This is a genomic window from Methylobacterium sp. J-043 (assembly GCF_022829505.1).
GTDB classification, from domain to species: Bacteria; Pseudomonadota; Alphaproteobacteria; order Rhizobiales; family Beijerinckiaceae; genus Methylobacterium; species Methylobacterium extorquens_A.
Map to the genome: position 1 here is coordinate 46,623 of NZ_JAKSYB010000053.1, position 26,820 is coordinate 73,442.

Annotated in this window: 21 protein-coding genes and 2 pseudogenes; 11 read left to right on the forward strand and 12 right to left on the reverse strand. The window is 67.7% G+C overall.

Translation table 11 applies throughout. The features are described 5' to 3' along the window. The first annotated feature begins 16 nt into the window (after positions 1-16). From MKK50_RS14495 to MKK50_RS14510, 4 genes are read left to right on the forward strand one after another with little or no spacing between them, the layout of a single operon-like run. Positions 17-622, forward strand: a complete 606-nt coding sequence (locus MKK50_RS14495) for a K(+)-transporting ATPase subunit C (protein ID WP_499023246.1) — start codon at positions 17-19, stop codon at positions 620-622. Between the two features lie 9 nt (positions 623-631). Further along, positions 632-3,352, forward strand: a complete 2,721-nt coding sequence (locus MKK50_RS14500; protein ID WP_499023248.1) for a DUF4118 domain-containing protein — start codon at positions 632-634, stop codon at positions 3,350-3,352. Further along, entirely contained in the window at positions 3,349-4,095 is a 747-nt protein-coding gene (locus MKK50_RS14505) for a response regulator (RefSeq protein ID WP_499023251.1), read from the forward strand. Before MKK50_RS14500 ends, MKK50_RS14505 begins: the two co-directional genes overlap by 4 nt. A gap of 31 nt (positions 4,096-4,126) precedes the next feature. Next, positions 4,127-4,588, forward strand: a complete 462-nt coding sequence (locus MKK50_RS14510; RefSeq protein ID WP_499023253.1) for a PTS sugar transporter subunit IIA — start codon at positions 4,127-4,129, stop codon at positions 4,586-4,588. A gap of 209 nt (positions 4,589-4,797) precedes the next feature. On the opposite strand, the gene MKK50_RS14515 is transcribed toward MKK50_RS14510, so the two are convergent. After that, positions 4,798-5,034: a hypothetical protein gene (locus tag MKK50_RS14515; protein WP_499023255.1), complete on the reverse strand. Its 237-nt coding sequence runs from the start codon at positions 5,032-5,034 to the stop codon at positions 4,798-4,800. A 235-nt stretch (positions 5,035-5,269) separates the two neighbouring features. On the opposite strand from MKK50_RS14515, the gene MKK50_RS14520 reads away from it, so the two are divergent. Continuing rightward, the gene (locus MKK50_RS14520) at positions 5,270-5,803 is read left to right on the forward strand and encodes a TAXI family TRAP transporter solute-binding subunit (protein WP_499023258.1); all 534 of its coding nucleotides are present in this window, start codon (positions 5,270-5,272) and stop codon (positions 5,801-5,803) included. A gap of 57 nt (positions 5,804-5,860) precedes the next feature. On the opposite strand, the pseudogene MKK50_RS14525 reads toward MKK50_RS14520, so the two are convergent. From MKK50_RS14525 to MKK50_RS14550, 6 genes and pseudogenes are all read right to left on the reverse strand, one after another. After that, a pseudogene (locus MKK50_RS14525) lies at positions 5,861-7,211 on the reverse strand (IS3 family transposase). Positions 7,212-7,481: 270 nt separating this feature from the next. Then, positions 7,482-9,941, reverse strand: a complete 2,460-nt coding sequence (locus MKK50_RS14530; RefSeq protein WP_499023261.1) for a TonB-dependent siderophore receptor — start codon at positions 9,939-9,941, stop codon at positions 7,482-7,484. A 203-nt stretch (positions 9,942-10,144) separates the two neighbouring features. After that, a complete protein-coding gene (locus MKK50_RS14535) occupies positions 10,145-11,089 on the reverse strand; it encodes a FecR family protein (RefSeq protein ID WP_499023351.1) in 945 nt (314 codons plus the stop codon). Positions 11,090-11,182: 93 nt separating this feature from the next. After that, positions 11,183-11,692 (reverse strand): RNA polymerase sigma factor, encoded by a 510-nt coding sequence (locus tag MKK50_RS14540; RefSeq protein WP_499023265.1) that lies wholly within the window; start codon positions 11,690-11,692, stop codon positions 11,183-11,185. A 761-nt stretch (positions 11,693-12,453) separates the two neighbouring features. Continuing rightward, positions 12,454-13,344 carry a transporter gene (locus MKK50_RS14545; RefSeq protein ID WP_499023268.1) on the reverse strand — a complete coding sequence of 297 codons (891 nt, stop codon included), beginning with the start codon at positions 13,342-13,344 and terminating at the stop codon, positions 12,454-12,456. A 381-nt stretch (positions 13,345-13,725) separates the two neighbouring features. Continuing rightward, complete coding sequence (locus MKK50_RS14550; protein ID WP_253369240.1) at positions 13,726-14,610, reverse strand: AraC family transcriptional regulator; 885 nt, start codon at positions 14,608-14,610, stop codon at positions 13,726-13,728. A 213-nt stretch (positions 14,611-14,823) separates the two neighbouring features. On the opposite strand from MKK50_RS14550, the gene MKK50_RS14555 reads away from it, so the two are divergent. The 4 genes from MKK50_RS14555 to moaA are packed head-to-tail and all read left to right on the forward strand — an operon-like array spanning position 14,824 to position 19,631. Further along, positions 14,824-16,950, forward strand: coding sequence for a molybdopterin-containing oxidoreductase family protein (locus MKK50_RS14555; RefSeq protein ID WP_499023271.1), 2,127 nt, complete (start codon positions 14,824-14,826; stop codon positions 16,948-16,950). A gap of 40 nt (positions 16,951-16,990) precedes the next feature. Further along, positions 16,991-17,296 carry a ferredoxin family protein gene (locus tag MKK50_RS14560; RefSeq protein ID WP_499023274.1) on the forward strand — a complete coding sequence of 102 codons (306 nt, stop codon included), beginning with the start codon at positions 16,991-16,993 and terminating at the stop codon, positions 17,294-17,296. Then, entirely contained in the window at positions 17,293-18,612 is a 1,320-nt protein-coding gene (locus MKK50_RS14565; RefSeq protein ID WP_499023276.1) for an FAD-dependent oxidoreductase, read from the forward strand. Before MKK50_RS14560 ends, MKK50_RS14565 begins: the two co-directional genes overlap by 4 nt. Next, positions 18,612-19,631 (forward strand): GTP 3',8-cyclase MoaA, encoded by a 1,020-nt coding sequence (moaA, locus tag MKK50_RS14570; RefSeq protein ID WP_499023281.1) that lies wholly within the window; start codon positions 18,612-18,614, stop codon positions 19,629-19,631. The genes MKK50_RS14565 and moaA overlap by 1 nt, the downstream gene beginning before the upstream one ends. Before the next feature lie 69 nt (positions 19,632-19,700). Here the strand turns inward: moaA and MKK50_RS14575 are convergent. The 5 genes and pseudogenes from MKK50_RS14575 to MKK50_RS14595 all read right to left on the reverse strand — a co-directional run. Beyond that, positions 19,701-20,027: pseudogene (locus MKK50_RS14575) on the reverse strand (IS481 family transposase); the annotation flags it as partial. 472 nt (positions 20,028-20,499) lie between these two features. After that, a complete protein-coding gene (locus MKK50_RS14580) occupies positions 20,500-21,042 on the reverse strand; it encodes a gamma carbonic anhydrase family protein (protein ID WP_499023284.1) in 543 nt (180 codons plus the stop codon). A gap of 27 nt (positions 21,043-21,069) precedes the next feature. Next, on the reverse strand, positions 21,070-22,284 hold the full coding sequence (locus tag MKK50_RS14585; protein ID WP_499023287.1) for an alpha-hydroxy acid oxidase: 1,215 nt from the start codon (positions 22,282-22,284) through the stop codon (positions 21,070-21,072). 32 nt (positions 22,285-22,316) lie between these two features. Continuing rightward, positions 22,317-23,291 (reverse strand): quinone oxidoreductase family protein, encoded by a 975-nt coding sequence (locus MKK50_RS14590; protein WP_499023290.1) that lies wholly within the window; start codon positions 23,289-23,291, stop codon positions 22,317-22,319. 157 nt (positions 23,292-23,448) lie between these two features. Beyond that, complete coding sequence (locus tag MKK50_RS14595) at positions 23,449-24,150, reverse strand: TetR/AcrR family transcriptional regulator (RefSeq protein WP_253369225.1); 702 nt, start codon at positions 24,148-24,150, stop codon at positions 23,449-23,451. A 206-nt stretch (positions 24,151-24,356) separates the two neighbouring features. On the opposite strand from MKK50_RS14595, the gene MKK50_RS14600 reads away from it, so the two are divergent. After that, positions 24,357-25,583: an acyl-CoA dehydrogenase family protein gene (locus MKK50_RS14600; protein ID WP_499023295.1), complete on the forward strand. Its 1,227-nt coding sequence runs from the start codon at positions 24,357-24,359 to the stop codon at positions 25,581-25,583. A gap of 53 nt (positions 25,584-25,636) precedes the next feature. Next, positions 25,637-26,818 (forward strand): acetyl-CoA C-acyltransferase family protein, encoded by a 1,182-nt coding sequence (locus MKK50_RS14605; protein ID WP_499023296.1) that lies wholly within the window; start codon positions 25,637-25,639, stop codon positions 26,816-26,818. The last annotated feature ends 2 nt before the right edge of the window (positions 26,819-26,820 follow it).

Consider the following 26,820-nt stretch of genomic DNA (forward strand, 5'->3'; position numbering starts at 1 on the left):
TCGAAGGAGACCTGCCATGCTGAACCAGCTTCGCCCCGCCCTCGTCCTGCTCGTCGCCCTGACGACGGTCACCGGCCTTGCCTACCCCCTCGCCGTCACCGGCATCGCCGGCGCGGTCTTCCCCGCCAAGGCCGCCGGCAGCCTGGTCGAGCGCGACGGCAAGGTCGTTGGCTCAACCCTGATCGGTCAGAGCTTCACCGGCGAGGGCTACTTCCACGGCCGTCCCTCGGCCACCACCGCGGCAGACCCGGCCGACGCGAGCAAGACCGTACCGGCCCCCTACAACGCCGCCAACTCCGCCGGCTCGAACCTCGGGCCGACCAGCGCGGCGCTGGCCGAGCGCGTGAAAGGCGACCTCGACACCCTGCGCGGGCAGAACCCGGGTCAGCCGGTTCCAGTCGATCTCGTCACGACGAGCGGCTCGGGCCTCGACCCGGACGTCTCGCCCGAGGCCGCCCTGTTCCAGGTGCCCCGGGTCGCCAAGGCTCGCGGCCTGCCCGAGGACAAGCTTCACGACCTCGTCGCCGGCCAAGTCCAGGGCCGCACCCTCGGCCTCCTCGGCGAGCCGCGCGTCAACGTCCTAGCGCTCAACCTCGCCCTGGACGACCTCGCCAAGCGCTGAGGAGCGAACATGCCCGAGACCGGCCGCGACCCGAACCGCCCCTCGCCCGACGCGCTGCTCGAAGCCGCCCGCCGGGAGGAGCGGACGCGCGGCCGGCTCAAGGTCTTCCTCGGCGCCGCATCCGGCGTCGGCAAGACCTACGAGATGCTGACCATCGGACGCGCCCGGCTCAAGTCCGGCGCAGACGTTGTCGTCGGCGTGGTCGAGACCCACGGGCGGGCCGAAACCGAGGCGCTGCTCGACGGGTTCGAGGTCGTTCCGCGCCGCGCGGTGCCCTACCACGGCACCGTCCTGGAGGAGATGGATCTCGACGCGCTGCTCGCCCGCCGGCCGCAGATCGCCCTCGTGGACGAGCTCGCCCACACCAACGCGCCGGGCTCGCGCCACCCGAAGCGCTACCAGGACGTCGAGGAGTTGCTCGACGCCGGCATCGACGTCCTGACCACGCTCAACATCCAGCACGTCGAGAGCCTGAACGACGTGGTGGCCTCCATCACCCGCATCCGGGTACGCGAGACGGTGCCCGACGGCGTGCTCGACCGGGCCGACGACATCGAGGTGGTCGACCTCAATCCCGACGACCTGATCGAGCGCCTGAAGGCCGGTAAGGTCTACGTTCCGACGAACGCCGAGCGGGCCCTGAAGCACTACTTCTCCCGCGGCAACCTGACGGCCCTGCGTGAACTCGCGTTGCGGCGCACCGCCGACCGGGTCGATGACGAGCTCCTCAGCCACATGCGGGCCAACGCCATCGCCGGTCCTTGGGCCGCGGGCGAGCGGGTTCTCGTCTGCGTCAGCGAGGACCCACGCTCGGCCGGCCTGGTGCGCTACGCCAAGCGCCTCGCCGACCGCCTGCACGCGCCCTGGACCGCCCTGGTCGTCGAGGGACCACGCGCCGCCTCCCTGAGCGAAGCCGAGCGCGACCGGGTCGCGGAGGCGCTGCGGCTTGCCGACCGGCTCGGCGGCGACGCCGTCACCCTCCCCGGCGGGCGGCGCATCGCCGACGAAATCCTGGCTTACGCGCAGTCTGCCAACGTCAATCACATCGTCGTCGGCAAGGCGACGCGCTCCGGGCTGTTCGAGCTCGTCAACGGCTCGGTGGTGCACGACCTGGTTCGCCGCAGCGGCAACATCAGCGTCCACGTGGTCCCCGGCGAGGCCGTGCCGACCTCCGACGCGGGGGGGCGCCGGCCGGTGGCCACCGCCGCCACGCCCGCCACCTTCGATGCCCGAGGCTACGCCCTGGCGCTGCTCGCCACCGGCGCCGCGCTCGGGCTCGCCCTGCTGCTGGAGCCTTATACGGGCGTCGAGAACGCTGACCTGATGCTGCTCACCGCCGTCGTGGCGGTCGCCGTGCGCTGGGGGCTCGGCCCCTCACTCGTCGCGGTGGTGGCGGCCTCGCTCTCCTACAACTTCTTCTTCCTGCCGCCGGTCTACACCCTCACCATCTCGGATCCGACCAACGTCGCGGCCTTCCTGCTCTTCACCGTGGTGGCGGTTCTGGTCTCGAACCTCGCCGCCCTGGCGCGCCGGACGGCCGTCGTCAGCCAGGGGCGGGCCAAGGCGACCGAACGGCTGTTCGGGTTCTCGCGCAAGCTCGCAGCCTGCGGGACGCTCGACGACGTGCTCTGGGCGACCTCGGCGCAGACCGCCGCCATGCTGAAGGTACGCGTCGTGTTGTTACTGCCGGACGACAAGGCCGTGACGGTGCGGGCCGGCTACCCGCCCGAGGACATGCTGGACGAGGCCGACCTCGCCGCCGCGCAGTGGGCCTTCGACAACCATCGCCCCGCGGGGCGCGGCGCCGACACCCTGCCCGGGGCCAAGCGCCTGTTCCTGCCGATGCGCACCGGACGTGGCACAATCGGCGTGATCGGCCTCGACGCGGACGGCACAGGACCGATCCTGACGCCGGAAGCACGACGTCTCCTCGACGCGCTGGCCGACATGGGCGCGCTCGCCATCGAGCGGGTTCGCCTCGTGGAGGATCTCGACCGGGCCGAGCGCGCCGCCGAGACCGACCGGCTACGCCAGGCGCTCCTGACCTCGATCAGCCACGACCTGCGCACCCCGCTGGCCTCCGTGCTCGGGGCGGCCACAACCCTGCGCGACCTCGACGCGGCGCTGCCCCCGGAAGCCAAGACCGAGCTTCTGGCGACCATCATCGAGGAATCGGAGCGGTTGAACCGCTTCATCGTCAACCTCCTCGACATGACGCGACTGGAGGCTGGCGCCGTGGCGCCGAACCTCGCGCCCCAGGACGCGGCCGAGACCGTCGACACCGCCCTGCGGCGCACCCAGAAGGTCATGGCGGGCCACGTGGTCGCGGTCGAGATCGACCCCGACCTGCCGACCCTGCGGCTCGACCCGGTCCTGTTCGAGCAGGTCCTTGTCAACCTGCTCGACAACGCCGCCAAGTACGCGCCCGAGGGCTCGACCGTGACGGTTCGTGCCCGGCACGATGGCCAAGCGGTCTACATCGAGGTGCTGGACGAAGGCTTCGGCCTGCCCGAGGCGGACGTCGAGCGGGTGTTCGACAAGTTCTACCGGGTCCGGAAAAGCGACCACGTCCGGGCCGGCACCGGGCTCGGCCTCGCCATCTCCCGCGGGTTTGTCGAGGCGATGGGCGGCACCATCACCGCCGGCAACCGCCGCGACCGGCTGGGGGCCGTTTTCACAGTGACGCTCCCGGTCCCGGCACGGACAACGCCAAGGGATATCGCCGCATGAGCCCGACCATTCTCGTCATCGACGACGAGCCCCCGATCCGCAAGCTGCTGCGCATGGGCCTGTCCACGCAGGGTTATGCTATCCTGGAGGCCCCGAACGCCGCCACCGCCCTTGAGGTGCTCGGTCGCGAAAGCCCGGACCTCGTCATCCTCGATCTCGGCCTACCCGACATGCGCGGGCACGACTTGCTCCGCGCGATCCGGGTAAGCCACCCTGGGCTGCCGGTGGTGGTACTGTCGAGCCGGGACGACGAGGGTGGCAAGGTCGAGGCGCTCGACCTCGGCGCGGACGACTACGTGACGAAGCCCTTCGGCATGGCCGAACTACTTGCCCGTCTGCGCGCAGCACTACGCCATCAACTGGCCGCCCGTGGCGAGCGCCCCGTCTTCCGGGTCGACGGCCTCTCCGTCGACCTCGTGCGGCGCATAGTGAAGGTTGACGACGCCGAGGTGAAGCTGACCCCGAGGGAGTACGACTTCCTGCGGGTTCTCGTGCTGCACGCCGGCAAGGTGCTGACGCATGCCCAGCTCATGCACGAGGTCTCGGTCTCGTCGGAACCGCAGTACCTGCGGGTCTACATGCGCCAGCTCCGACAGAAGCTGGAGGCTGACCCGGAGCGACCGCGCATCCTTCTCACCGAAACCGGCGTCGGCTATCGACTGCGGGCCCCCGACGACGAACCGAACCTCAAGCTGCGCGCGGCGAACGACGCCAAGTCGTCGGCGACGGAGACGAGCTCTTGAAACTCAGCCCCGCATGTAGCTGGCAGACGCAATGACTATCCACGACATCCTCGCACCAGCGGACGTGGTCCACGGCCTGCGCGCCTCCGGCAAGACCGCCCTCCTCGACGGTCTAGCCCGACGCGCGGCCCGGTCCCTCGACCTGGATGCCGGCACGATCCTCGATGCCCTCGTCCGCCGGGAGGGGCTTGGCTCGACCGGGGTCGGCGATGGCGTGTCGCTTCCGCATGCGCGGCTGGAGACGGTGCGGAAGCCGTTCGGCTTGCTGGCGCGCCTGCGAGATCCACTCGATTTCGATGCGGTCGACGAGCGGCCTGTGGACCTCGTCTTCCTACTGCTGCTGCCAATCGGCGACGGTGGAGAAAACTTGAACGCCCTGGCCTGCGTGGCGCGCAAGCTCAGGGACCCGGACTCCGCCAAGGCCCTAAGGGGCGCGCGGGACGCGGCTAGCCTCTATGCGTTGGTCAGCGCCCGAGCAACCAGCAAGGTGTGAGGCGAGGCGCAGCTTGCGGGCGCCCTGCACCTCCATACGCCGATGGCCGGGACCAACCGAACCGTGCCCAAGCAGCGCCCGGGCTTTCAGCCCAGATTGAGGGATACTGTGCCGAGGTTGCCGAACCTGGACACGGGAAACCCATACGGTCGACGACAGGATGGATATGGGATGCCGGGGCCGACCGCTCCAGGGCGTCGGCCATGACGTCAGATGCGCAGTTCGATCCGCTCCCCGGACAGGAGCACGGCGTCGGGCCGGTGGTCGGTCTCGTCCTTGGCGTAGTCGACCGCGGCCTTGCAGCTCCGGAACAAGCCGCCGGCGCGCCCGTGGATCTCGATTGCGACCCAATGGCCTTCCGGGTCCTGGCCGACGATGAACCGTGCCGCGTCCGAAGCGGAGGCCTGGACATGGATGGCGGCGACTTGAACGGTGGTAGACATCATGTCTCTGGGGCTCGCGCGGTCTTCGGGTGACCGCGTCCCTTATCTGCGCCCGACCGCATTAGGGTTCGAGCGGGAAGCGGAGCCAATCTCATAAGCGTCCCGTTAGGATTCCGGTCACCGGCAATCCGTGCCCTCGAAATCCGACGGCCCATCGACCACCTGGGTGCCAAGGCCGGTCGAGCCGGCGAGGTTGGGGGCAGGCGTGCGTAAGCTGGCGTTACCGGATGGTCGCGGGATGTGGCTCCCCCTCGGGCTGGCGCTCCTGTTCGTCCTCCTCGTCTTCGCCGGCTTCCACCTGACCCGGGCCACGACCCTGACCATCGCGGTCGCCCCGAACGGCGGCACCGAGCCGACGCTCCTGCGGGCCTACGCCGACGAACTCGCCCGGCGGAAGCTCGCCGTCCGCCTCAAGGTCGTCGCGTTCGGCGGGGTGCGCGAGAGCGCCGAGGCGCTGAGAACCGGCAATGCCGACCTCGCGGTGGTCAGGCCCGACGTGTCGATGCCGGGGAACGGCCTTACGCTCGCCGTCCTGCGGGAACTCGCCGCCTTCGTGGTGGCGCCGGGCGCCTCCGGGGTCAAGGCAGTCCCGGACTTGGCGGGCAAGCGACTGGGCATGCTGGCAAGCCGAACCGCCGACCGGACGCTGCTGCGTGATCTGCTCGCACACCATGGGCTTCAGCTCGTCTTCAACGCACCGGCCGCCGGAATGGGCGGCAAAACCGTCGCGTTGGTTCCGGTGGAAGAATCCGGCCTGTCCGTCGTCAGATGATTTGGGACATTCAGCGGTGTTCAGGAGCGGAGGCTCTGGTCCATTTGGGGTAAGAGGTTAGGCGGCCTGCGCGTGGTGGCGCAAGCGGCGATCCATCAGGGTCTGGCGCTTGATGCGTTCCCGCTCGGCCAGGATTCCTTCGCCGCGTCCGAAGGAGACGTCAGCGGGCGTGAGGTTGCTCAGGCTCTCATGGGCTCGGGCATGGTTGTAGTGTTCGACGAAGTCGGCAACCTGCGTCTCCAGCTCGCCGGGCACGTAGGCGTGTTCGAGCAGGATGCGGTTCTTGAGCGTCTGATGCCAACGCTCGATCTTGTCCTGCGTTTGAGGATGGCATGGCGCACCGCGGATGTGGGTCATGCCCCGAATGCCGAGCCAGTCAGCCAGGTCGCTGGCGACGTAGCTCGGCCCGTTGTCGGAGAGCAGGCGTGGCCGCGGCATCACCCGCGCCTGATCGAGCCCAGCCGCACCCAGCGCCAAGTCGAGCGTGGCGGTGACGTCGCTGGCCTGCATCGTCGTGCACAGCTTCCAGGCGACGATGTAGCGTGAGAAGTCGTCCAGGACCGTCGACAGGTAGTACCAGCCCCAGCCAACGACCTTCAGGTAGGTGAGTCCGTCTGCCAAAGCTGGTCGGGCGCGGTGGTCTTATCGCGGAACTCGTCGGCAGCCTTGATGACGATACAGGCCGGGCTGGTGATCAGGTCCTGAGACTTGAGCAACCGGTAGACGGTCGCTTCCGAGACGAAGTAGCGGCGCTCGTCGGTGGAGCGCACCGCCAGCGCACGCGGACTGAGTTCAGGCTGCTCCAGAGCCAAGGCAACGATCTGCTCGCGGATCTCCGCAGGTAGACGGTTCCAGACCCGGCTCGGCTGCGAAGGTTGGTCATTCAACGCCTCGGGGCCGCCGCGCTGGTAGGCGTCGTACCAGCGGTAAAACGTCGAGCGCGTGATGCCGAGCTTGTCCAGGGTGGCACGCACCGGCAGGTGGGATTGCTCGACCAGCCGGATAATCTCCAGCCTCTCGGGGGCCGGGTACCTCATGCCTCGTCGTCCCCAACCCCGCTCATGCTTTTTTTAAGCAGACGGTTCTCCAGGACGAGATCAGCTACGACCTCCTTCAGCGCCCCCGCTTCGCGACGTAGATCCCGCACCTCATCCGTGGTGGCCGCACGAGCCGTGTCGCCAGACAGGCGCTTCTTGCCAGCCTCCAGGAACTCCTTGGACCAGCCGTAGTACATCGAGGCGGCAATACCCTCACGTCGGCACAACTCGGCGATGCTGTCCTCGCCACACAAGCCTTCCAGTACGACGCGGATCTTCTCCTCGGACGAGAACTGCCGACGTGTGGCCCGACGGATGTCCTTGATCACCGCTTCTGCCGGCTTCTTGGCCGGTCCGGATGTCTGCTTCATCTTCGCTCCTCAGGGGCTACGATGAACCAGCCATCCTCCGTTCCTGAAGACCCTCATTCTGTCCCACAGGTGCTGACGACGGACAGCTGCCGTAGTCGAATGCGCTCGGTGCTCGAAGCTGTGGAAGCCGACCGCCGTGGCGCTCTCACCGCCGCCCTCACGGTTGCGCATGGCGTTGCATCCCGTTGCGCAATCTCAAGGCATCGATCGCGACAGGAACTCTCACGAGGATGGGCAGCTTCATGCCCGAAGGAGGCCGCCCCGTCATGGTCAGAAATCGAGCTGCGCCGACAGCAGAACGGTCCGCGGCGTGCCGAGCGTCAGGAGACCGAGACCGGTGGAAGCCCAGTAATCGGAGCCGAACACGTTGACGACGTTGGCGCGCAGCGTCACCGGCTTCCCCCATGAGCCGAGGAAGGTGTAGCGCAGGCCGGCATCGAAGCGGGTCCAGTCCGGAATGCTCTGCATGTTGCCCTGGTCGTAGAACTGGCGCGCGGTGTGGATGACCCGGCCCGTCGCGGTCAGGCCCGGCAGCAGCCAAGGTGGCAGGTCCACCTCGCCGTAGAGGTTGAGCGCGAAGGCCGGCACCCCCGGTGCCACCCGCCCGTCGAACGCGCCCCCGGCGGTGTTCACGAGGCGTCCGTCGATGAAGGAGACGCCGCCGATCAGCCGCACCCCGGGCAGCGGCTCGCCGAACAGGTTGACCTCGACGCTGCGGTTGCGCTGCAGGCCGTTGGCCGCGAAGACGCCGGTCACGGCCTCCAGGAAGGCGCTCGGTCGATGGATCTCGAACAGCGCGACGGAGGCGCCGACGGTCCCGAAATCATACTTGATGCCGACCTCCGTCTGGTCGGCGACGATGGGAGCCAGAACGTCGCTCGCATTCGCGGCGACCAGCGGCGTGTTCGGTGAGATCAGGGCCTCGACGTAGTTTCCATAGAGCGACAGGTTTTCGATCGGCTTCACGACCAGCGCGACCGCGGGCGTGAACGCCGTGTTGTCGTAGCTTGACGTGATTTGTCCGAAGGACGGAGTTCCGGGCCTGAAGCCGAAACCCTTCGCGGCCAGCTGCTGCACCCGTCCGCCGATCGTGAGCAGCACGCGATCGTCCAGCGAAGACAGCGTGTCGGCGATGGCGACGCTTCGATAGGTCTGCCCGTTGAAGCGAGTGCCGATGTCGATGTCGGTAAACGTGGCCGGGACGGAGCTCGGATTGGAGAGGTTGGCGCTGCCGCCCGGCAGGAACTGGAAGGCTTTGGGGAAGTTCGTCTCGGCCCAGAAGCCGGTGGCCGAGAGCGTCGCGTTGTGGCGGATCGGGCCGGTCACGAAGCGGGTGCGCAGCCCGGCATCCGCCGTATAGGTCGTGAAGTCGGCCACCCGACGCACGAGGAGATCGTCGAAATCCCCGTTCGAGGATGTGATCGACTTGTAGCTGGCGAACGCGTCCTCGGCGGTGTGCCCTGCGCCGAAGCCGGCGAACAGGGTCGTGTCGTCGGTCAGGTCATACTCGAAGCGCGTGGCGCCCAAAACGGATTTGACCTGATGATACAGGCCCGGCCGGCTGAGGTTGCTCGACAATCTCGGCGCCCTCGGGATGTCTATGCCGGGGAAAGCCTCGATGAAGCCGCGGTTCCGCTGATAGTAGGTGTCCTGGTACGCGAGATCGAACGACATGCGGAAGCGGTCGCCGCGGTAATCGACGCCGAGCGAGCCGAAGCCCAGTTGCAGCCGCTCGCGGTCGATCGCGGTCTCGCCGCGCTGGAAGACGCCGTTGGCGCGCACGCCCCACTCGCCTGCCGGGCCGAACCGGCGGCCGATGTCCACCGCCGTGCCGAGCTGACCTTGCGAGACGAAGAAGGGCGTGATGCGCGTCAGCGGCTCGTCGTAAGCGCGCTTGGGGATGAGGTTGATGCTGCCGCCGACGCCGCCGTTGGGCGCGGCGGCGTTGACGAGCGCGCTCGGCCCCTTGAGCACCTCGACCCGCTCGATGTTGTAGATCGGCGGTCGGCGAACATCGGTGATGCCGAACAGACCGTCGAAGCCGATATCGAGAGACAGGACGTCGAAACCGCGGATGAACAGCGAAGTGCCCGGCGCGTCGCTGAGCGAGGACACCGCCCGCACCGACGGATCGTTCTCGATCACGTCGATCAGCCCTTGCGCCTGCTGATCGCGGATCAGCTTGGCCGTGTAGCCCGCCGTGTTGAACGGCGTGTCGAAGACGTTGCGGTTGCCGAGCACGCCGAGCCGCGCCCCCGAGCCGACCTGCCCGCCCGCATAGGGCACCGGCGGCTGTCCCACGGTCCCGGTCGGCGGGGGCAGGCCCGCGGCCTGCGCGCGACCCCGGCCCTGGCCTTCGACCGACAGTTCGTCGAGCGTCACCGCGTTGGCTGGCGCGGGGCCGAGCTGGACGTAGCGCGGATTGACCAGGGTGATCGTGGACGGGCCGGCCGAGCGATAGGTCAGGCCCGTGCCTTCGAGGATTTTGGCAAGCGCCTCCAACGGCCGGAACTCACCCTCGGCGCCCAGCGTGACCAGACCCTCGGTCAGGGTAGTCCGGTAGGCCAGCTTGAGCCGCATCTGCTTGGCGAGCGCCGTCAGGGCGGGCTCCAGCGGACCCGGCGGGATCGCGACGCTGTGCCGGGTTGCTGCGGCATCAAGCGAGGCCGAGACGATATCAGTTGCGATGGGGACGATGCTGATTTTGTCCACCTCGCGTGCGGATGCCATGCCGACGAGCGCCGTCAGAGAGACGCCCGCAAGGGCCGCAAGCCGCAGCCGCCCGACCCAAACCGTTTGCTTCCGCACCGCCATAGCCCGCCTCGATTCCATCACCCCATCGGGACGGATGCGGTTCGCGCTTTCTCGTCCCTGGAACGGTAGACAGTCGGCGCGCGAAATTCCTGATGTCCGGCGGACCACTTTTTCGGGTATCAGGGAGCTGGCCGGACCAGCACCAGCAGCGGCGTCACGCGGGTGACGCGCACCCCCATCGTTGCGGCGAGGACGTCGAGCGCCTCGTCGGTGTTGCGCGGATCGAGCGTTCCGCTGAAGCGCTTGGCCCCGGCACCCTGGCCGAGCAGCACGATGCGCCCGCGCCGGTAGCGCTCAAGCTCGTTCAGGACCGCCGCGAGGGGCTGGCCCGAGAAGATGAGCCGGCCGTCTCGCCACGCCATCGCGCGGGCGACGTCGCCGCGCTCGGCCACAAGGCGGCCGGCCGTGTCATGGACCGCGATCTCGCCGGCCCGCAGCATCGCTTGGCCATCCGATGCCACGACCTCGACCTGTCCCTCGGCCACGCCGACCGGGCTCGCGTCGCCATCGACCCGGACGAAGAAGCGCGTGCCGACAGCGCGGGCACTGATCCCCTTCCCGCGCACGATGAATGGCCGCTGACGATCCGGCAACACGTCGAACGCGGCCTCGCCGCGCAGGAGTTCGACGCCGCGCTCCTCGGCCGTGTAGTGCAGCGCCAGGGCGGTGTCGGTGTTGAGATCGACCCGGCTACCGTCCGCCAGCGTCTCCGCCCTGATCGCGCCGACCTCCGTCCAGGCATCGGCCCTCAGGCGGTCGAGCATCCCCATGTCGTAGGCGAGCAGGCCGGCCACCCCGAGGATGGCGACGACGGCTATGCCCTTCGGTTTCCAGCGCCGGCCTCGGCGCGGATCGGGCACCTGGCCCATCGTCCGGCGCCACGCGTCCATCTCGGCAAAGGCGTCGGCATGTGACGGATCGGCCGACCGCCACGCCTCGAACGCTTTGCGATCGGCATCGGTCGCGTCGGGCGAGGACAGGCGCGCGACCCATAGGGCAGCCTGCTCATAGATCGGATCGTCTTCGGCTTCGTCCGACGTCTCGGGAGGGCTCCGCTCGTTCATGCCGATCACTGACTGCCGAAGCCGGACCGCGCGGTCCATGTCTCCGTCCTATCCCTAAAGGCCGGCGAGACGGCGAACTCCTGACGCTTCGGCTCAGAAAATTTCGCGGCAGGTGCGGCGCGTATGCAGGAGCGCCTTCATCAGGTGCTTCTCGACCATGTTTCGGCTGATCCCGAGACGGATTGCGATCTCGCCGTTGGCGAGCCCGTCGAACGCGCTGAGCAGGAAGGCCTCGCGGCAGCGTGGCGGCAACTCGTCGATAGCGGCGGCGACCAAGCGGAGCTGCTGGCGCGCGATCACCTGCTGCTCGATCCGCACCCGCTCGTCGGCGATCTCGGTGAAGCTCAGATCGGCGGCCGATCGGAACAGCTCCGCCTCGATCCGGCGCCGCTTGCCCAGATTGATGGCGACGTTGCGCGCGACGAAGAACAGGAAGACGCGGGGCTGCTCGATCTCGGTCCGGCCGAGCGCCCTGACCAGGCGCAGGTAGGTCTCCTGACGGGCATCGGCCGCATCGGCGGGATTGCCTAGCAGGCGCAGCAGGTAGCTTTGGAGAGCCGCCCCCTCGCTACGATGCAGCGCATCGACTGAAACCGCCTCCATAGCACCCGCTCCGAACCGCCCGGATCATCGCATCACCGCTGATCTCTTTGCGATCGAGCAAACGAGCTTCTTGAAAACTATGCAAGCATTCCAGTAGTTTATATGACTTCTAAATTTGCAGCGCGATCGCGGCGCAAATCTTTGAGTTGCGATCTAAAACCGACGATGCCGCCTCTTGCCCCGGGAGGCGAACAAGCGTCCGGAGGACTGCAACCGCACGCGAGTGTGTAGATTGCGCCACACCTTCCTATCGTGTGTTCAGCCAGAAGATGATCTGGAGCATCATCCCAAAGGTGGCTGCCGGATTTCGAGAAAAAGACGATGCAAAGCGGAAAGCGAGCGCGGCGTCCTGAATAGAATTTTAAGACGACGCGCTCGTTATCCCCACCCGATCATGATGCTCGGCATCACTCATGTCATCCAACGTGACAGTTCCGATGAGTTTAAAACGGTTGAACGACTATGGGTCTTTCTTATTTTTCGAACGTCTGCTTCGCGCCACAAACGGAAGTGCGCTCGAGGCCCGGTAGCGGACATTTAGCGCCAACGGGCTGACTGTCCGGTGTCGACCCAACCCAGCCGTTCCGGTTCCCTGACGCGATTCTCGGAAGCGGACAGTGAGCCAAATATCGACGCACGACTGAACCTGGCCGAAAGCCGTCCACCCGCTTCAATGAGTGGACTGCGGGAAATTGGACTTTGCCGTCTCAACACGGGCAACCCGAGAAATCTCATGCCGCTCGCGGGACGGCAGCCAATTACTAAGGAAAGATCTTGGCAAGCCGCAGCTGGACGAAGGTCGCTTGCTTGGTCCCGTTCTCAACGGTGAGATCCCGCCCGATCATAGCCTGGATCTGGAAGGTCGGCTCCGGGAAGTAGGCGACCGCGAGACGGCCATACGTCGTGCCCTGGTCATTTCGCAGCGAGACCTGCTGGAAGGATTGCTTGCCGCCGATCCTGCCGCCCAGGCCGCCCCCGACCTCCAGGGCCGGGTCGATCTTGTAACGCAGATAGGCCTGCACCTCGAATTGCGGATCCTGCGATAGCCGCCCGACGCCGCCGAGGTTGTAGCGGGCATTGTCCGAGTAGAAGGCGACGTCGCCGATCAGGTCGAGCGACCACACCGGATCGAAGTGTTTGACGTAGGCCGCCTGGATGACGCCTTGCCAGCGATTGGCGCCGAAGTTCAGCGGCTGGGTCGCGTCGTAAGTCCCGGTCGGCGCGATGAGATACGGAGTTATGGCGAAGACGTCGTTGAACGCGGTGTCGAGTTTGAACTTGAACGGGGCCGCCAGGATGATGTCGCCGACGCCGCCCGGCGATCCGAGGGGGGCCAGCACGCCGCCAGTGGAGATCGCGCCCACGGGCAAGAGGAATTGCGGGTCGACCGTTACGCCCGGGGCGATTTCATAGACGTGTAGGAGGCGGATGATGCCGACATTCGTATCGAGTTTCGCATCGGATGTGGTCTTGGTCCCTCGCGCGTAGGCCTCGTCCCCGTGCCCGTGCTGATAGTAGAGCAATCCGATCGTCGCTCCGGACGGAAACTGCTCGTAATCGCCCGGGTTGACCTCAAGTGCCTCGGCGCTGAAGCTCAGGCTCGCACCGAGAATGGCCGAAATCAGGCCTAGTCCAAATCTGACATTCATCATGCACCCCTCGCCCCGGTTCTGATCTCGGGGATTTCTTGAGAGGAAGCTCCCGGATTTTCCGCCCGGGGTCGTTATCCGCAAACGTCTTTCGCTGTTCGATTCCTGCGGAAGCCGCCGGCTCGGCCGCGGATCGACCGCCACCGCAGTCCGATCATCGGCGGCCGACCTTCGCACCGACGGGGCGCACGCAGGCCGTCGGCGACGGGCAGTCCGTTTCTTAGAGCATCATCCCGAAAGGTGGCTTCCGGCTTTCGGAAAAAGATGATGCAAAAACAAAAGCCTAGAGCATCGTTCTGGATCCGATATCCAGGACGATGCTCTAGGCGGGGACGCACGGCATCGTGCATCCACCGTCCGGCGGACGCTGCTACGGCGCGAAGCCTATCTTTGGGCGGAGGCGCGCAACTGGGCTGGGGTCACGCCCATCGTGTTGCGGAAGGCGCGGGTGAAGTTCGCTTGCGACGAGAAGCCGGTCGCTGCCGCGATCTCGGCGATTTGGGTATCCTCGGTTAGCAGCCGGTGCTTGGCGAGATCGAGCCGGCGCCCGCTCACATACTCGTAGGGTGTCCGTCCCGTCGCCGCGCGGAAGCTGCGGGTGAAGTGGGCGACGCTCATGCAGGCGACGGCCGCGAGGTCAGCCACCGCGAAATCGTCGAACAGATGGGCCGCGATGAAATCCTCCACCCGTTCCAGGCGCCGCCGGTCGAGCGGCTTATCGGCGCTCTCCTTCGCCTGAACGTTTGCGGCCGAATAGCGGTGCACGAGATGGGCGGCGAGCGCGACACCCAGTGATTCGATGAGAAGCCGCCCGGCCGCGGTCTCGTCCTCCAGCTCCTCGATGATCCGTCCCGCGACGAGTTCGATGAAGGGATCCTGCGCGATGACCTCATAACGCAACTCGACCCGGGCCGGGTCGATGTCGAGGTCGCGCAGCAGTGTCTCCGTGAACGGGCGGCCCGGCAGGAAGATGTGTAGGCAGTCGATCATCGGATCGGAGATGTTGACGTATTCCTCCTCGATCCCGGCCGGGCACAGCCAAACCGTGCCGCGATGGCCGTGGGTCTGCTGGCGCCGGCCGCTGCCGACCCGTTCGACGAAGGTCCGGCCGCGCAGCAGGATGGCGATCTCGGTGTCGCGCGGGGTGAGGGCCGGCAATTCGCCGGGCATATGGCTCCAGCGCTCGGCATGCAGGTGCGACCAGCGCAGGCGGTTCGACGTGTCGAGCAGCCGTCCGGTCACGTACTTGTCGACCGAATGCCCCAGCATGCCTGATCCCCTCCTCCAAAAGCTCGAACGATTCCAATCGACAAGCACATCCCGCGCCAAGGCATCGTCGGCGCGCGGAACGGGAGCACTGCGCTCCTTCGGGCACAGGACCGCACTTCAGGAACACGAAGGCGCAGGCCGCGATAAAGCCCGCTGCCTCGTTTGTTGGCACGCTCTCCTCCTGTTCAAAAACTGGTCAGCCGGAGAGTGGATATGGCCCGCGAAGTCGTCATCGGCGCATGCCCGCACGATTGCCCCGACACCTGCTCGATCCTGACGACGGTCGAGGATGGCAAGGCGATCGCGGTGCGGGGCAATCCGGACCATCCCTTCACCAAGGGGCGCCTCTGCGTGAAGGTCAACGACTACCAGAACCGGGTCTACAGCGACCAGCGCCTGCTCTATCCGATGAAGCGCGTCGGCCCGAAGGGCAGCGGTCAGTTCGCGCGGATCACCTGGGACGAGGCTCTGGACGAGATCGCCGGCCGCTGGAAGGCGATCATCGCCGAGAGCGGGGCGCAGGCGATCCTGCCCTACAGCTATCTCGGCACTCAGGGCATCATCAACGGTCTCAATGTCGGCGATCCGCTGTTCAACAAGCTCGGCGCCAGCGTCTGCGAGCGCACCTTCTGCGATTCCGGCTCATGCACCGCCTACATGATGACGATCGGCCATACGCCGGGGGTCGATCCCGAGAGCTTCGTCCATTCGAAGTACATCATCCTGTGGGCCTGCAACACGCTCAGCACCAACTCGCACCACTGGCCGTTCATCGAGCAGGCCAAGCGCAACGGCGCCAAGCTGGTGGTGATCGATCCGGTTCGCACGCGCACGGCGCGGCTGGCCGACTGGCACATTCCCATCCGCCCCGGCACCGACGGGGCGCTGGCGCTCGCGATGATGCACATCATCATCAAGGAAGGGCTCACCGACCGCGACTACATCGATAAGCACACGATCGGCTTCGACGAGCTCGCCGAGCGGTGCGAGGCCTACACTCCGGAATTCGCCTCGGCCGAGACCGGCATCCCCGTCGAGGACATCCTCAAGCTGACCCGCGAATACGCCAAGACGCCCCCGGCGGTGGTGCGGATCGGCGTGGCGGTGGAGCGCCACGCGGGCGGCGGCCAGACCGTTCGGGCGATCGCCTGCCTGCCGGCGCTGATCGGAGCCTGGAAGCATGTGGGCGGCGGCCTGCTCCAATTGCCGATCTGGGCCTTCCCGGTGAACTGGCCCGGCCTGATGCGGCCGGACCTCCAGCCCGAGACCATGCGGGTGATCAATTCCTGGACGCTCGGCCCGGCACTCGCCGGCGAGATGCCCCTCGATCCGCCGATCCGCGCGCTGTTCGTCTACAACGCCAACCCGATGGCGATGGTCTCGCAGCAGCAGACGATCGAGCGCGGTCTGGCGCGCGAGGATCTGTTCACGGTGGTGAGCGAGCACTTCCTGACCGACACGGCGCGCTATGCCGACATCGTGTTGCCGGCCACCACCCAGCTCGAACAGGCGGACATCATGTTCTCCTGGGGGCACCTCTACCTGTCCTACAACAACCCGGCCATCGCTCCCCTCGGCGAGGCGGTTCCGAACACCGAGCTGTTCCGCCGGCTCGCCAGGGCCATGGACATAGAGGATCCGTTCTTCTTCCGCTCCGACGACGCGATGATCGCGGACTCGATGGACTGGTCGAGCCCGGTGCTCGCCGGCATCACCCTCGATGAGCTCAAGCAGAAGGGATACATGCGCCTGACGATGGACGCGGCCGATTCCTGGGCGCCCCATCGCGATGGCAACTTCCCGACCGCATCCGGCAAATGCGAGTTCAAGTCGAGCCTGGCCGCGGGCGGCAACTTCGTCGCTCCGCTGTTCCGTCAAGGCTATGGCGGCGATCAGGCGGGCGAACCGGTCGATCCGCTGCCGCACTACCTGCCCCCTAACGAGAGCCCGCGCACCGCGCCAGCCCTGGCCGAGCGCTTCCCCTTGAGCCTGATCTCGCCGAAAAGCCACGCATTCCTGAACTCGAACTACGGCAACCTGCCGGCCCAGGTGGCGCAGGCGGGCGAGCAGCAGGCGGTGCTGCTGCACCCGGAGGATGCCGGGCCGCGCGGCATCGCTGCCGGAACCCCGATCCGCGTGTTCAACGAGCGGGGCGCGTTCGAGGCCTTCGCGACCCTCTCGGCTGACGTGATGCGGGGCGTCGTGGTCGCGCCAGCGGGCTTCTGGCAGCGCTCCAACCAGCGCGGACCCACCGTCCACGCCTTGACGCCACCGGCTTTCGCCGATCTCGGCCGCGCCCCGACCTTCTCCGACATGCTCGTGGACGTGGCCGCGGCCTGACGGCCCCGCTCCCCCTTGGAACAGCGTAGGTGAAACAGACATGGCTTATGTCGTCACGGATGCGTGTCGCGGATGTCGCTACACGGAATGCGTCACCGTCTGTCCGGTCGAATGCTTCCATCTCGACGAACAGATGACCTATATCGACCCCGAGAACTGCATCGATTGCGGCGGCTGCGCGCCGATCTGCCCGGTCGGCGCGATCCACCCGTCCTGGCAGATGCCGGTCGGCAAGGGCGAATGGGTCGAGATCAACCGCCTGCGGGCGGCCGAGACCCCGGTGATCGCCGCCAAGATCCCGCCGTTACCCGGCGCCGACGAACAGGCTAAGCGGCTGGCCTCATGAGCGCGCCGCATCGCATCGCAGTGGTCGGGAGCGGGCCGGCCGGGTTCTACGCGGCCGAGGCGCTGCTGCGCTCGGGCACGCCTGTGGCGGTGGACCTGTTCGAGCGTCTGCCCGCCCCGTTCGGGCTCGTCCGGTTCGGCGTCGCGCCGGACCACCCGAAGTTGAAGCAGGTGACCACGGTGTTCGACCGGATCGCCGGCCTGCCCGGCTTCCGCTTCGTCGGCGGGATCGAGATCGGTGCCGATGTGAGCGTTCCCGAGTTGAGGGCCTGCTACCATGCCGTCATCCTGGCGAACGGCGCGTCCCTCGACCGGCGGATGGGCATTCCCGGCGAGGATCTGGCCGGAAGCCATCAGGCGGGTGCCTTCATCGGCTGGTACAACGGCCATCCCGACTCGGCCGGTCTGTCCTTCGACCTCTCGGCGGAGCGGGCGGTGGTGATCGGGCATGGCAACGTCGCCCTCGATGTCGCCCGCATCCTGCTCAAGACCCCCGACGAATTGCGCCACACCGACATCGCCGCGCACGCGCTGGACGCCCTCTCGGAGAGCCGAATCCGCGAGGTTCAGATCGTCGGGCGCGGCGGGGTCGCGCGGGTCCGCTTCTCCCCAAAGGAACTCAGCGAATTCGGCGCGCTCGCCGATTGCACCACCGGGCTCGATCTCGACGACCTGCCCGACGGCGTTCCGGAACCGCCGGTGGAAGCCGGCGCGGAGGCGCGCGCCAATGCGGCTATCCTGCGCGGCTTCTCCGAGGCCCACGGCGGTTCGGGCAAGCGGCGGCGATGCCTGATCCGCTTCGGCCTGGAGCCTGTCCGCTTGGCGGGGGAAGACCGGGTCGAACGCCTGCATCTGCGCCGGCCCGACTCTGACCGGACGCTCGCCCTCGAATGCGGACTTATCGTCGCCAGCATCGGGCGCCGGACCGCGCCGGTGGCGGGAATCCCTTACGACGCGCAGGCGGGCGTTCATGCCAATCTCGGTGGCCGGATCGTGACGGACGGCGTGCCGGTGCCGGGCCTCTATACCTGCGGCTGGAGCAAGCGCGGTCCCCACGGCACGATCGGGACCAATCGCGCCTGCGGCGTGGAAACGGCGGCGGCTGTGCTCGCCGACTTCGCGACCCTCCCGCTTCCAGTCGGGAGTGCGGACGTTCTGGTGGCCAGCCTGGCGGAGCGGACCGGGCACACCATCGACTACGCCGCATGGCGCCGGATCGAGGCCGCTGAGACCGCGCGCGGAAAGTCGGTCGGCAAACCGCGCGAAAAATTCGTCACGCGCGCCGAGATGCTCGCGGTCGCCGGCGAGGCGGCCTGATGGCGTCGCAGGGGGCGGCCCCGGCCTGTGGGCTCATCGACGGCTTCGGACGACGTGTGACCTATCTGCGCCTCTCGGTCACCGACCGGTGCGACCTGCGCTGCGTCTACTGCATGTCGGAGGATATGAGCTTCCGCCCCCGGCGGGACATTCTGAGCCTGGAGGAACTGACACGGCTGGCCCGGCTGTTCATCGCCCGCGGCATCGACAAGCTGCGCATCACCGGCGGCGAGCCGCTGGTGCGACCGGGCATCCTCGACCTGTTCGCGGCGCTCTCCGAGCCGCTGCGCACCGGCGCGCTGCGCGAACTCACCCTCACCACCAACGGAACGCAACTCGCCCGCTTCGCGGAGGACTTGGCCCGGGCGGGGGTGCGCCGGATCAACGTCTCGCTCGACACCCTCGACGCCGAGCGGTTCCGAGTGCTGACCCGCGGCGGCTCGCTCGCCAAGGTGCTGCACGGGATCGCGGCGGCCCAAGCGGCGGGGCTCACGGTCAAGCTCAACGTGGTGGCGCTGAAGGACGGGACCGAGCAGGAGATCCACGATCTCATCGCCTTCGCCCACGGCCGGGACATGGCGCTCAGCCTGATCGAGACCATGCCGCTCGGCGATGTCGGCGTCGACCGGCTCGATCAATACCTGCCCCTCAACCTCCTGCGGCGGCGGATCGCGGAGCGCTGGACCCTCTCCGACCTTTCTATGCGCAGCGGCGGCCCAGCCCGCTACGCGCGGGTCGCCGAGACGGGCGGTCTGATAGGTTTCATCACGCCGCACACTCACAATTTCTGCGCGGATTGCAATCGGGTGCGGGTCACCGCGGCCGGCATCCTGCACAGCTGCCTAGGCCAAGACGACGCCACCGACCTGCGGACGATGCTGCGGACCGCCGGCGCGGATGACGCTGTCGTAAGCCTGATCGATCAGGCCATCGGCCGGAAGCCGAAGGGCCACGATTTCGTCCTTCGCCATGGCGCACCCCCTAACCTCGCTCGACGCATGTCGGAGACCGGTGGTTGATGCGATCTGGTCATGCCATGATGAGAGGATGCAGCGTCGTATCACTGTTTGGTCCCGGCATTTGGTGCGGCGATGCAGCGACGAACGGGTCAGGTGCGGGATCGTGGTCGGGAGCGCGTAGAGGCAGTCGTTCTGCGGCAGGAGCGTGTGGCGACGACAGGCGACCACCACCGCCTCGTCCTCGGGTGACAGCACCGTTGAATGCGGATCCTTCGGCCCCATGCGCTGGTCGGCGACCGAGCTCCGCTGCCTCCACTTGGGGACCGTCTTCTGGTTGATCCCATGCCGCTTCGAGAGCGCCCTCAGGCTCGCTTGACGATGCTGGACCGCTCGACGGATCGCCGCCTTCGTTCTGGCGCTGCCGTGAAGAACCTGGCCTGTAGCGCGTCCCTCCACTCCAACGTGAAAAGTGCACCATCAAACCCTGGGATCAAACACCTAGCACGATCGATGAATGGGCTTAACGCGGAAGGCGCGGAAGGCGGCCACGGCGCGGGTCGGGTCCGGGCTTTAGGCCCATGACGCGTTGTGGAGTCCTATGGGCCCTACGATACTTCCGCTGATCACGGACCTGAGTCGTTCTGGAGACGTTCGTCAATCCTGCATCGCGTGCGTTCGGCAAGGCCGCCGCACTGCTGGGAAGAGCCGCTCCACCAAGCAAGGCACAGATGATCAGAGCCTGAGCTAATTGCAACATGATGGCAGAACTCCCGCTAACAGTCGCAGCAGCAACTGACGGGCGCCTCATCTGTTCCCGCTAGCAGTCATGGCCTCCGGCTCAGAGCCGGTTCTTTAATCTTCGACACGCCCCCGAAGCTCTGTTCTGCTGACCCCGTCTGATCGCGCTGGCCGCTGCGTCGGCGGCGACTCAGGAGCGTTCCGGCACAACTGGCACCAACTCTCTCAGGAACCGCCTGCCGTTGCCGACATACTGCTCGGCCGCCATCCGCGTCATCGCGGTGATGTCCATCTCCCTGGCCGGGACCGCTTTGGCGGGCACTCCGACGATGAGACTGCCGTCGGGAAACTCGGCGCCCTCACGGACGAGGGCGTTCGCGCCGACGATGCAGCCCCGGCCGATCCGGGCCCCGTTGAGCACTGTGGCGCCCATGCCGATCAAGGTGTCGTCGCCGATCGTGCAGCCGTGGACGATGGCGCCGTGCCCGATGGTGACGCCCTCCCCGATCGTGAGCGGAAAGCCGGGGTCGGCGTGCAGCACCGCCCCGTCCTGGATGTTGGTGCGGTCGCCAATCGCGATCGGATCGTTATCGCCGCGGATCACCGCCCCGAACCAGATGCCGACATCGAGGCCGATGCGGACACGGCCGATGACGTGAGTGCCCGGCGCGATCCAGACCCGGTCCGCGTCCGCGATGTGCGGGGCGTGCTCACCCAATCGATAGAGTGTCATGATCCGTCCTTTCTCGTCGTTCCCGCCTCAGCCCGCTTGGCGCGCCGGACCGAGCGGGCGCGGGCGGCGCTCGACGAGGCCCGGCTGCGGCGATGACCCGCGCGGACGGTGGAGAATATCGCCATCGACAGTGCGGATGTCGCGCCGTCCGCAGAAGGCCATCGTCATGTCGAGCTCCTTGCGGATGATGTCGAGGCAGTGCGTGACGCCGCGCTCGCCCAAAGCCCCGACGCCGTAGACGTAGGGGCGACCGATGAAGACGCCCTTGGCGCCGAGGGCGATCGCCTTGACGACGTCCTGGCCCGAACGGATGCCGCCGTCCATGAAGACCTCGGTGCGGTGGCCGACCTCGGCCACGATCTCGGGCAGCGCCGCGATCGAGGAGATCGCCCCGTCGAGCTGGCGTCCGCCATGGTTCGAGACGATGAGCGCCTCCGCGCCGGTGTTGACGGCAGCGGCCGCGTCCTCGGGATCGAGGATGCCCTTCAGGATCAGCGGGCCCTTCCAGCGATCCTGGATGCGGCGGACGTCGTCCCAGCTCAGGCGCGGGTCGAACTGCTCCGTAGTCCAGGAGGAGATCGAGCGCGTGTCGCGCACCCCCTCGGCATGGCCGACGACGTTGCGCAGGGAGCGCCGCTTGGTGCCGAGCATGCTGAGACACCAGCGCGGCTTGGTCATCAGATTGGCGAGGGTGGCCAACGTCGGCTTCGGCGGGGCCGAGAGGCCGTTGCGGATATCCTTGTGGCGCTGGCCCATGATCTGAAGGTCGAGGGTCAGAACCAGCGCGGTGCAGCCCGCGGCACGGGCACGGTCGATCAGCCGGTCGTTGAAGCTGCGGTCGCGCAGGAAGTAGAGCTGGAACCAGAACGGCTGATCCACCGCCTCCGCCACGTCCTCGATCGAGCAGATGCTCATGGTCGAGAGCGTGAACGGCACGCCGGCCTTGGCCGCGGCGCGGGCCGCCAGGATCTCGCCGTCGGCCCGTTGCATCCCGACGATGCCGCAGGGGGCGAGCGCCACCGGCATCGATACCGGCTGTCCGACCATGGTCGTGGCGAGCGAGCGGTTCGACATGTCGACCGCCACGCGCTGGCGCAGCTTGATCGCTGCGAAGTCGGCCTCGTTCGCCCGGTAGGTCGATTCGGTCCACGAGCCGGAATCGGCGTAGTCGTAGAACATGCGCGGCACGCGCCTCTCGGCGAGCACGCGCAGATCCTCGACGGTGGTGATGGTACGGGTCATGGCGATCAGTCGGACCGTGCTTCGTGACGCGATCAGGGGATGAGGATGACCGCCCCGGTGGTGCGGCGGGCCTCCAGGATGCGGTGGCTCTCGCCGGCCTGATCCAGCGGCAGCGCGAGGAAGGTCTCCGGCCGGATGATCCCGGCCGCGATTGCCGCGAAAAGCTCGCCCGCCATCGCATCGAGCGAGGCCCGGGCGCGCAGGTGGTGGAACACGATCGGCCGCACCAGCGCGTTCGACTTGGCGGCCAGCGCCGAGGGCGACAGCGGCTCGACCGGGCCCGAGGCCTGGCCGTAATTCACCAGCATGCCGAGCAAGCCGAGGCTTTCGAGCGAGCTGAGGAAGGTGTCGCGGCCGACCGCGTCGTAGGCGACCGCCACCCCCTCCCCGCCCGTGATCGCGCGCACGCGGGCGGAAAAGTCTTCCTCCCGGTAGAGGATGACGTGGTCCGCGCCCGCGCGGGTCGCGACCTCCGCCTTCTCGCGGCTGCCGACGGTGCCGATCACTCGCGCGCCGAGATGTCGGCCCCAAGCGCAGAGCAACTGCCCGACGCCGCCTGCGGCCGCGTGGACGAGGATTGTCTCCCCGGCCGAGACCCGGTGGACGCGCCGCAGCAGCATGCAGGCGGTCAGACCCTTCAGCAGGATCGAGGCCGCTGCCTCGTCGCTCAATGTATCGGGAAGCGGTACCGCCAGATCAGCCGGCAACAGCCGGGCCTCGGCATAGGCCCCGTAGCCACGGCTGACATAGCCGACGCGCTGGCCCGGCACGAGCCCCTCGACGCCCTCGCCGACGGTCTCGACCCGGCCCACCGCCTCGATGCCTGGAATGCCGGGCAGCGGCAGAGTCTGGTAGAGGCCCGACCGGACGTAGCAGTCGTGGAAGTTCACGCCGATCGCCGTCTGTCGGAGGCGGATCTCACCGGGGCCGGGCGGGCCGACCTCAACCTTTTCGAGGCGCAGGGCCTCGGGGCCGCCGGGCTCGCGCAAGACGATCGCGCGGGTCACGGGAACATCCTCCGCGCGTTGTGGGTGCCGGTGTTCATCGTCGCTCTCCTCCCTCGGGCGGCTCGTTCCCCCGTTTGGGCACCGCCTCGCGTCGTTCGATCGGCTCGGCCGGCGCGCCTAGCCCGTCACCCGCGACGGCGGGCGACCACGCGTTTCGTCAAGCCTTGACAATCGCGCGCTCAACGAAGGTGATGACGCCGTCGATGTAGGTCTGGATCGGCGTGCCGCGCTTCCGGTACTTGGCACGCTTCACGTACCAGTCCTGCAGCAGCGGCTTGATCAGGGACGCCGTCAGCGTCACGTTCTCGATCGCGAACGCCCCTTGCGCGACGCCCCGGTCCAGCACGTCCGAAAAGATCCGCTCGGTGGTGAGCTCGCTCTCCGTGGCGAGGTTGCGGGCCGGAGCCGGAAACCCCTTGGCTTCCATGTAGGCGAAGACGAACCAGGGCTGCATCGCTTCCGTGAGGCGGATATGCGTCTCGATGAGCCAGCGCAGGTGCTCCACTGGCTTCTCCGGCAACCCTTCGGGCACGTCGCGCAGAACCGCCTCGACGGTCTCGGCGACTTCCGTCAGGATCATCACCAGCAGCGTGTTCTTGTTGTCGAAGTACGAGTAGAGCCCGCCCATGCTCAGGCCGGAATCCTTGGCAAGGTCGCGCAGGCTCGTCTCGTGAAAACCCTGCCGGCTCGACAGCCTCAGCACCGCCTCGATGATCTTGGCGAGGTTGGCGGTGGCCAGGTGCGGCTTGCGCACGCTGACCCGATCCCGATGGCGCTCGAGGATGCGCGCGCAGATCGCCTCCGTGGAATAGGCATCGCGGGCATGGGTCGGGGATTGAAGCGCTTGGGCGGATCTCATCGCTCGATCATCGCGCACCGTTTCCGGGCGTCAATTGCACATGTCAGCCGCAGGGGGCGGCGCGTCTCGGAAACGGTCGAGGGCGAATGCCGGTCTCGTGAGGCGGTCGGCCAGCCATAACCGGTTGCCAAGCCGGAATCCAGGCAGTAAAAAACGAGCGCTCGCTCGATTTTCGGCGGCGACGACGCCCCGAGAGGCCAACCGGCATGGATTTCACCATCACCCCCCGCGTGGAGGCGTTTCGCGCCCGGATCGCCGCCTTCGTCGATGCGGAGATCCTGCCGCTCGAGCGTGATCCCGCCTCTTACGACGGGCACGGCAACATCGCCGCCGATGCCCTGCAGCGCCTGCGCGGCCTCGCCCGCGAGCAGGGCCTGTGGTGCCTTCAGCTCAAGGAGGAGACCGGCGGCATGGGGCTTGGCAAGGCCGGGATGGCGGTCTGCTACGAGGCGATGAACCGATCGATCTTCGGACCCGTCGTGTTCAACTCGGCCGCTCCCGACGACGGCAACATGATGGTGCTCGAAGCCGCGGCCACCCCGGCCCAGAAGAGCCGCTGGCTCGACCCGATCGTGCGCGGCGAGGTCCGCTCGGCCTTCGCGATGACCGAGCCGCATCCCGGTGGCGGGTCCGACCCCTCGATGATCCGCACCTATGCCGAGCGGCGCGGCGACCGCTACGTCATCAACGGCCGCAAGTGGTTCATCACCGGCGCGGAGGACGCGGCGCACTTCATCGTCATCGCGCGCACCTCCGATGATGCGCGCAAGGGGCTCACCGCCTTCCTGTTCCACCGCGACCAGCCGGGCTGGCACATCGTGCGTCGCATCGGGATCATGGGGCCGGAGGAGCATGGCGGTCACTGCGAGATCGCCTTCGAGGGCCTCGAAGTGCCAGCCGAGAACGTGCTCCTGAAGGAGGGCGATGGCCTCAAGCTGACGCAGATCCGGCTCGGACCGGCGCGGCTGACCCATTGCATGCGCTGGCTCGGCCTGTCGAAGCGCTGCGTCGAGATCGCCCGCGACTACGCCGCACAGCGCGAGGGCTTCGGCGTGAGGCTCGCCGACCGTGAGAGCATCCAGCTCATGCTCGGCGATCTCGCCATGCGCATCGAGATCGGGCGTCTTCTCGTCATGAAGGCGGCCTGGGCGCTCGACCAGGGAAGCTTCGCCCGCAAGGAAATTTCGATGGCGAAGGTCCACGTCGCCAATCTCCTGCACGCAGCAGCCGACACCGCGATCCAGATCAACGGTGCGCGCGGCTACTCGCAGGACACCGTGCTGGAGTGGATCTACCGCTACGCCCGGCAGGCACGGCTCGTCGATGGCGCCGACGAGGTCCACAAGATGGTGCTCAACCGCAACCTGGAGGCCGAGGGCGACGCCTTCTGGCGCTGGCCGGTCGAGGGTGAATCCATCGGGCATCGCGCCTGACCGACGCCTCCCACCTGCCCTGCCCTCCTGCCGATACGAGAAGCGGAACAAAGATGTCTGACGGGGTCGTGATCGTTTCCGGTGTGCGCACCGCCATCGGCACCTTCGGTGGGTCGCTCGCCGCCGTGCCGCCGGCCCAACTCGGAGCCCTCTGTGTCGCCGAAGCGCTGCGGCGCGGCGAGGTCGCGGCTGAGAGCGTCGGCCATGTCGTGTTCGGCCACGTGATCCCGACCGAGCCGCGCGATGCCTACCTGCCGCGGGTGGCGGCGATGGAGGCCGGCATTCCCAAGGAAACGCCCGCCATGGCGGTCAACCGCCTCTGCGGCAGCGGCCTGCAGGCGATCGTCTCGGCCGCCCAATCGATCTTTCTCGGCGATGCCGAGGTCGCGGTCGCGGGCGGGGCCGAGAGCATGAGCCGTTCACCCCATCACCTCTCCGCCGCCCGCTTCGGCCAGAAGATGGGCGACGTCACGGCCGTCGATTACATGATCGGCGTGCTGAGCGATCCCTTCGGCGCTGGCCACATGGGCATCACCGCCGAGAACGTCGCGACCCGCTACGGCATCTCGCGCGAGGCGCAGGACGCTTTTGCGGCGCAGAGCCAGGCCCGCGCTGGGGCCGCGATCGAGGCGGGCCGCTTCCGCGACCAGATCCTGCCGGTCGAGGTGCAGGTGAAGCGCCAGACGGTCGCCTTCGACACCGACGAGCACCCGAAGGCGACGACCGAGGCGGATCTGGGCAAGCTGCGCCCGGCTTTCCGCAAGGACGGCTCGGTCACCGCCGGCAACGCCTCGGGCCTCAACGACGGCGCCGCCGCGCTGGTGCTGATGAGCGAGGCCCGCGCCAAGGCCGAAGGCCGCACGCCGCTGGCCCGCATCGTCGGCTACGCCCATGCCGGCGTCGCCCCCGACGAGATGGGGATGGGCCCGGTGCCCGCGGTGCGCCGCCTGATGGAGCGCACCGGTCTGCGCGCCGCCGATTTCGACGTGATCGAATCGAACGAGGCCTTCGCCTCCCAGGCCTGCGCCGTGTCCCAGGCGCTCGACCTCGACCCCTCGCGGGTGAACCCGAACGGCGGCGCCATCGCCCTCGGCCACCCGATCGGCGCCACCGGGGCGATCATCACGGTCAAGGCACTCTACGAATTGGCCCGCATCCAGGGCCGCTTCGGCCTCGTGACCATGTGCATCGGCGGCGGCCAGGGCATCGCGCTGGCGGTCGAACGCACGAACTGAAG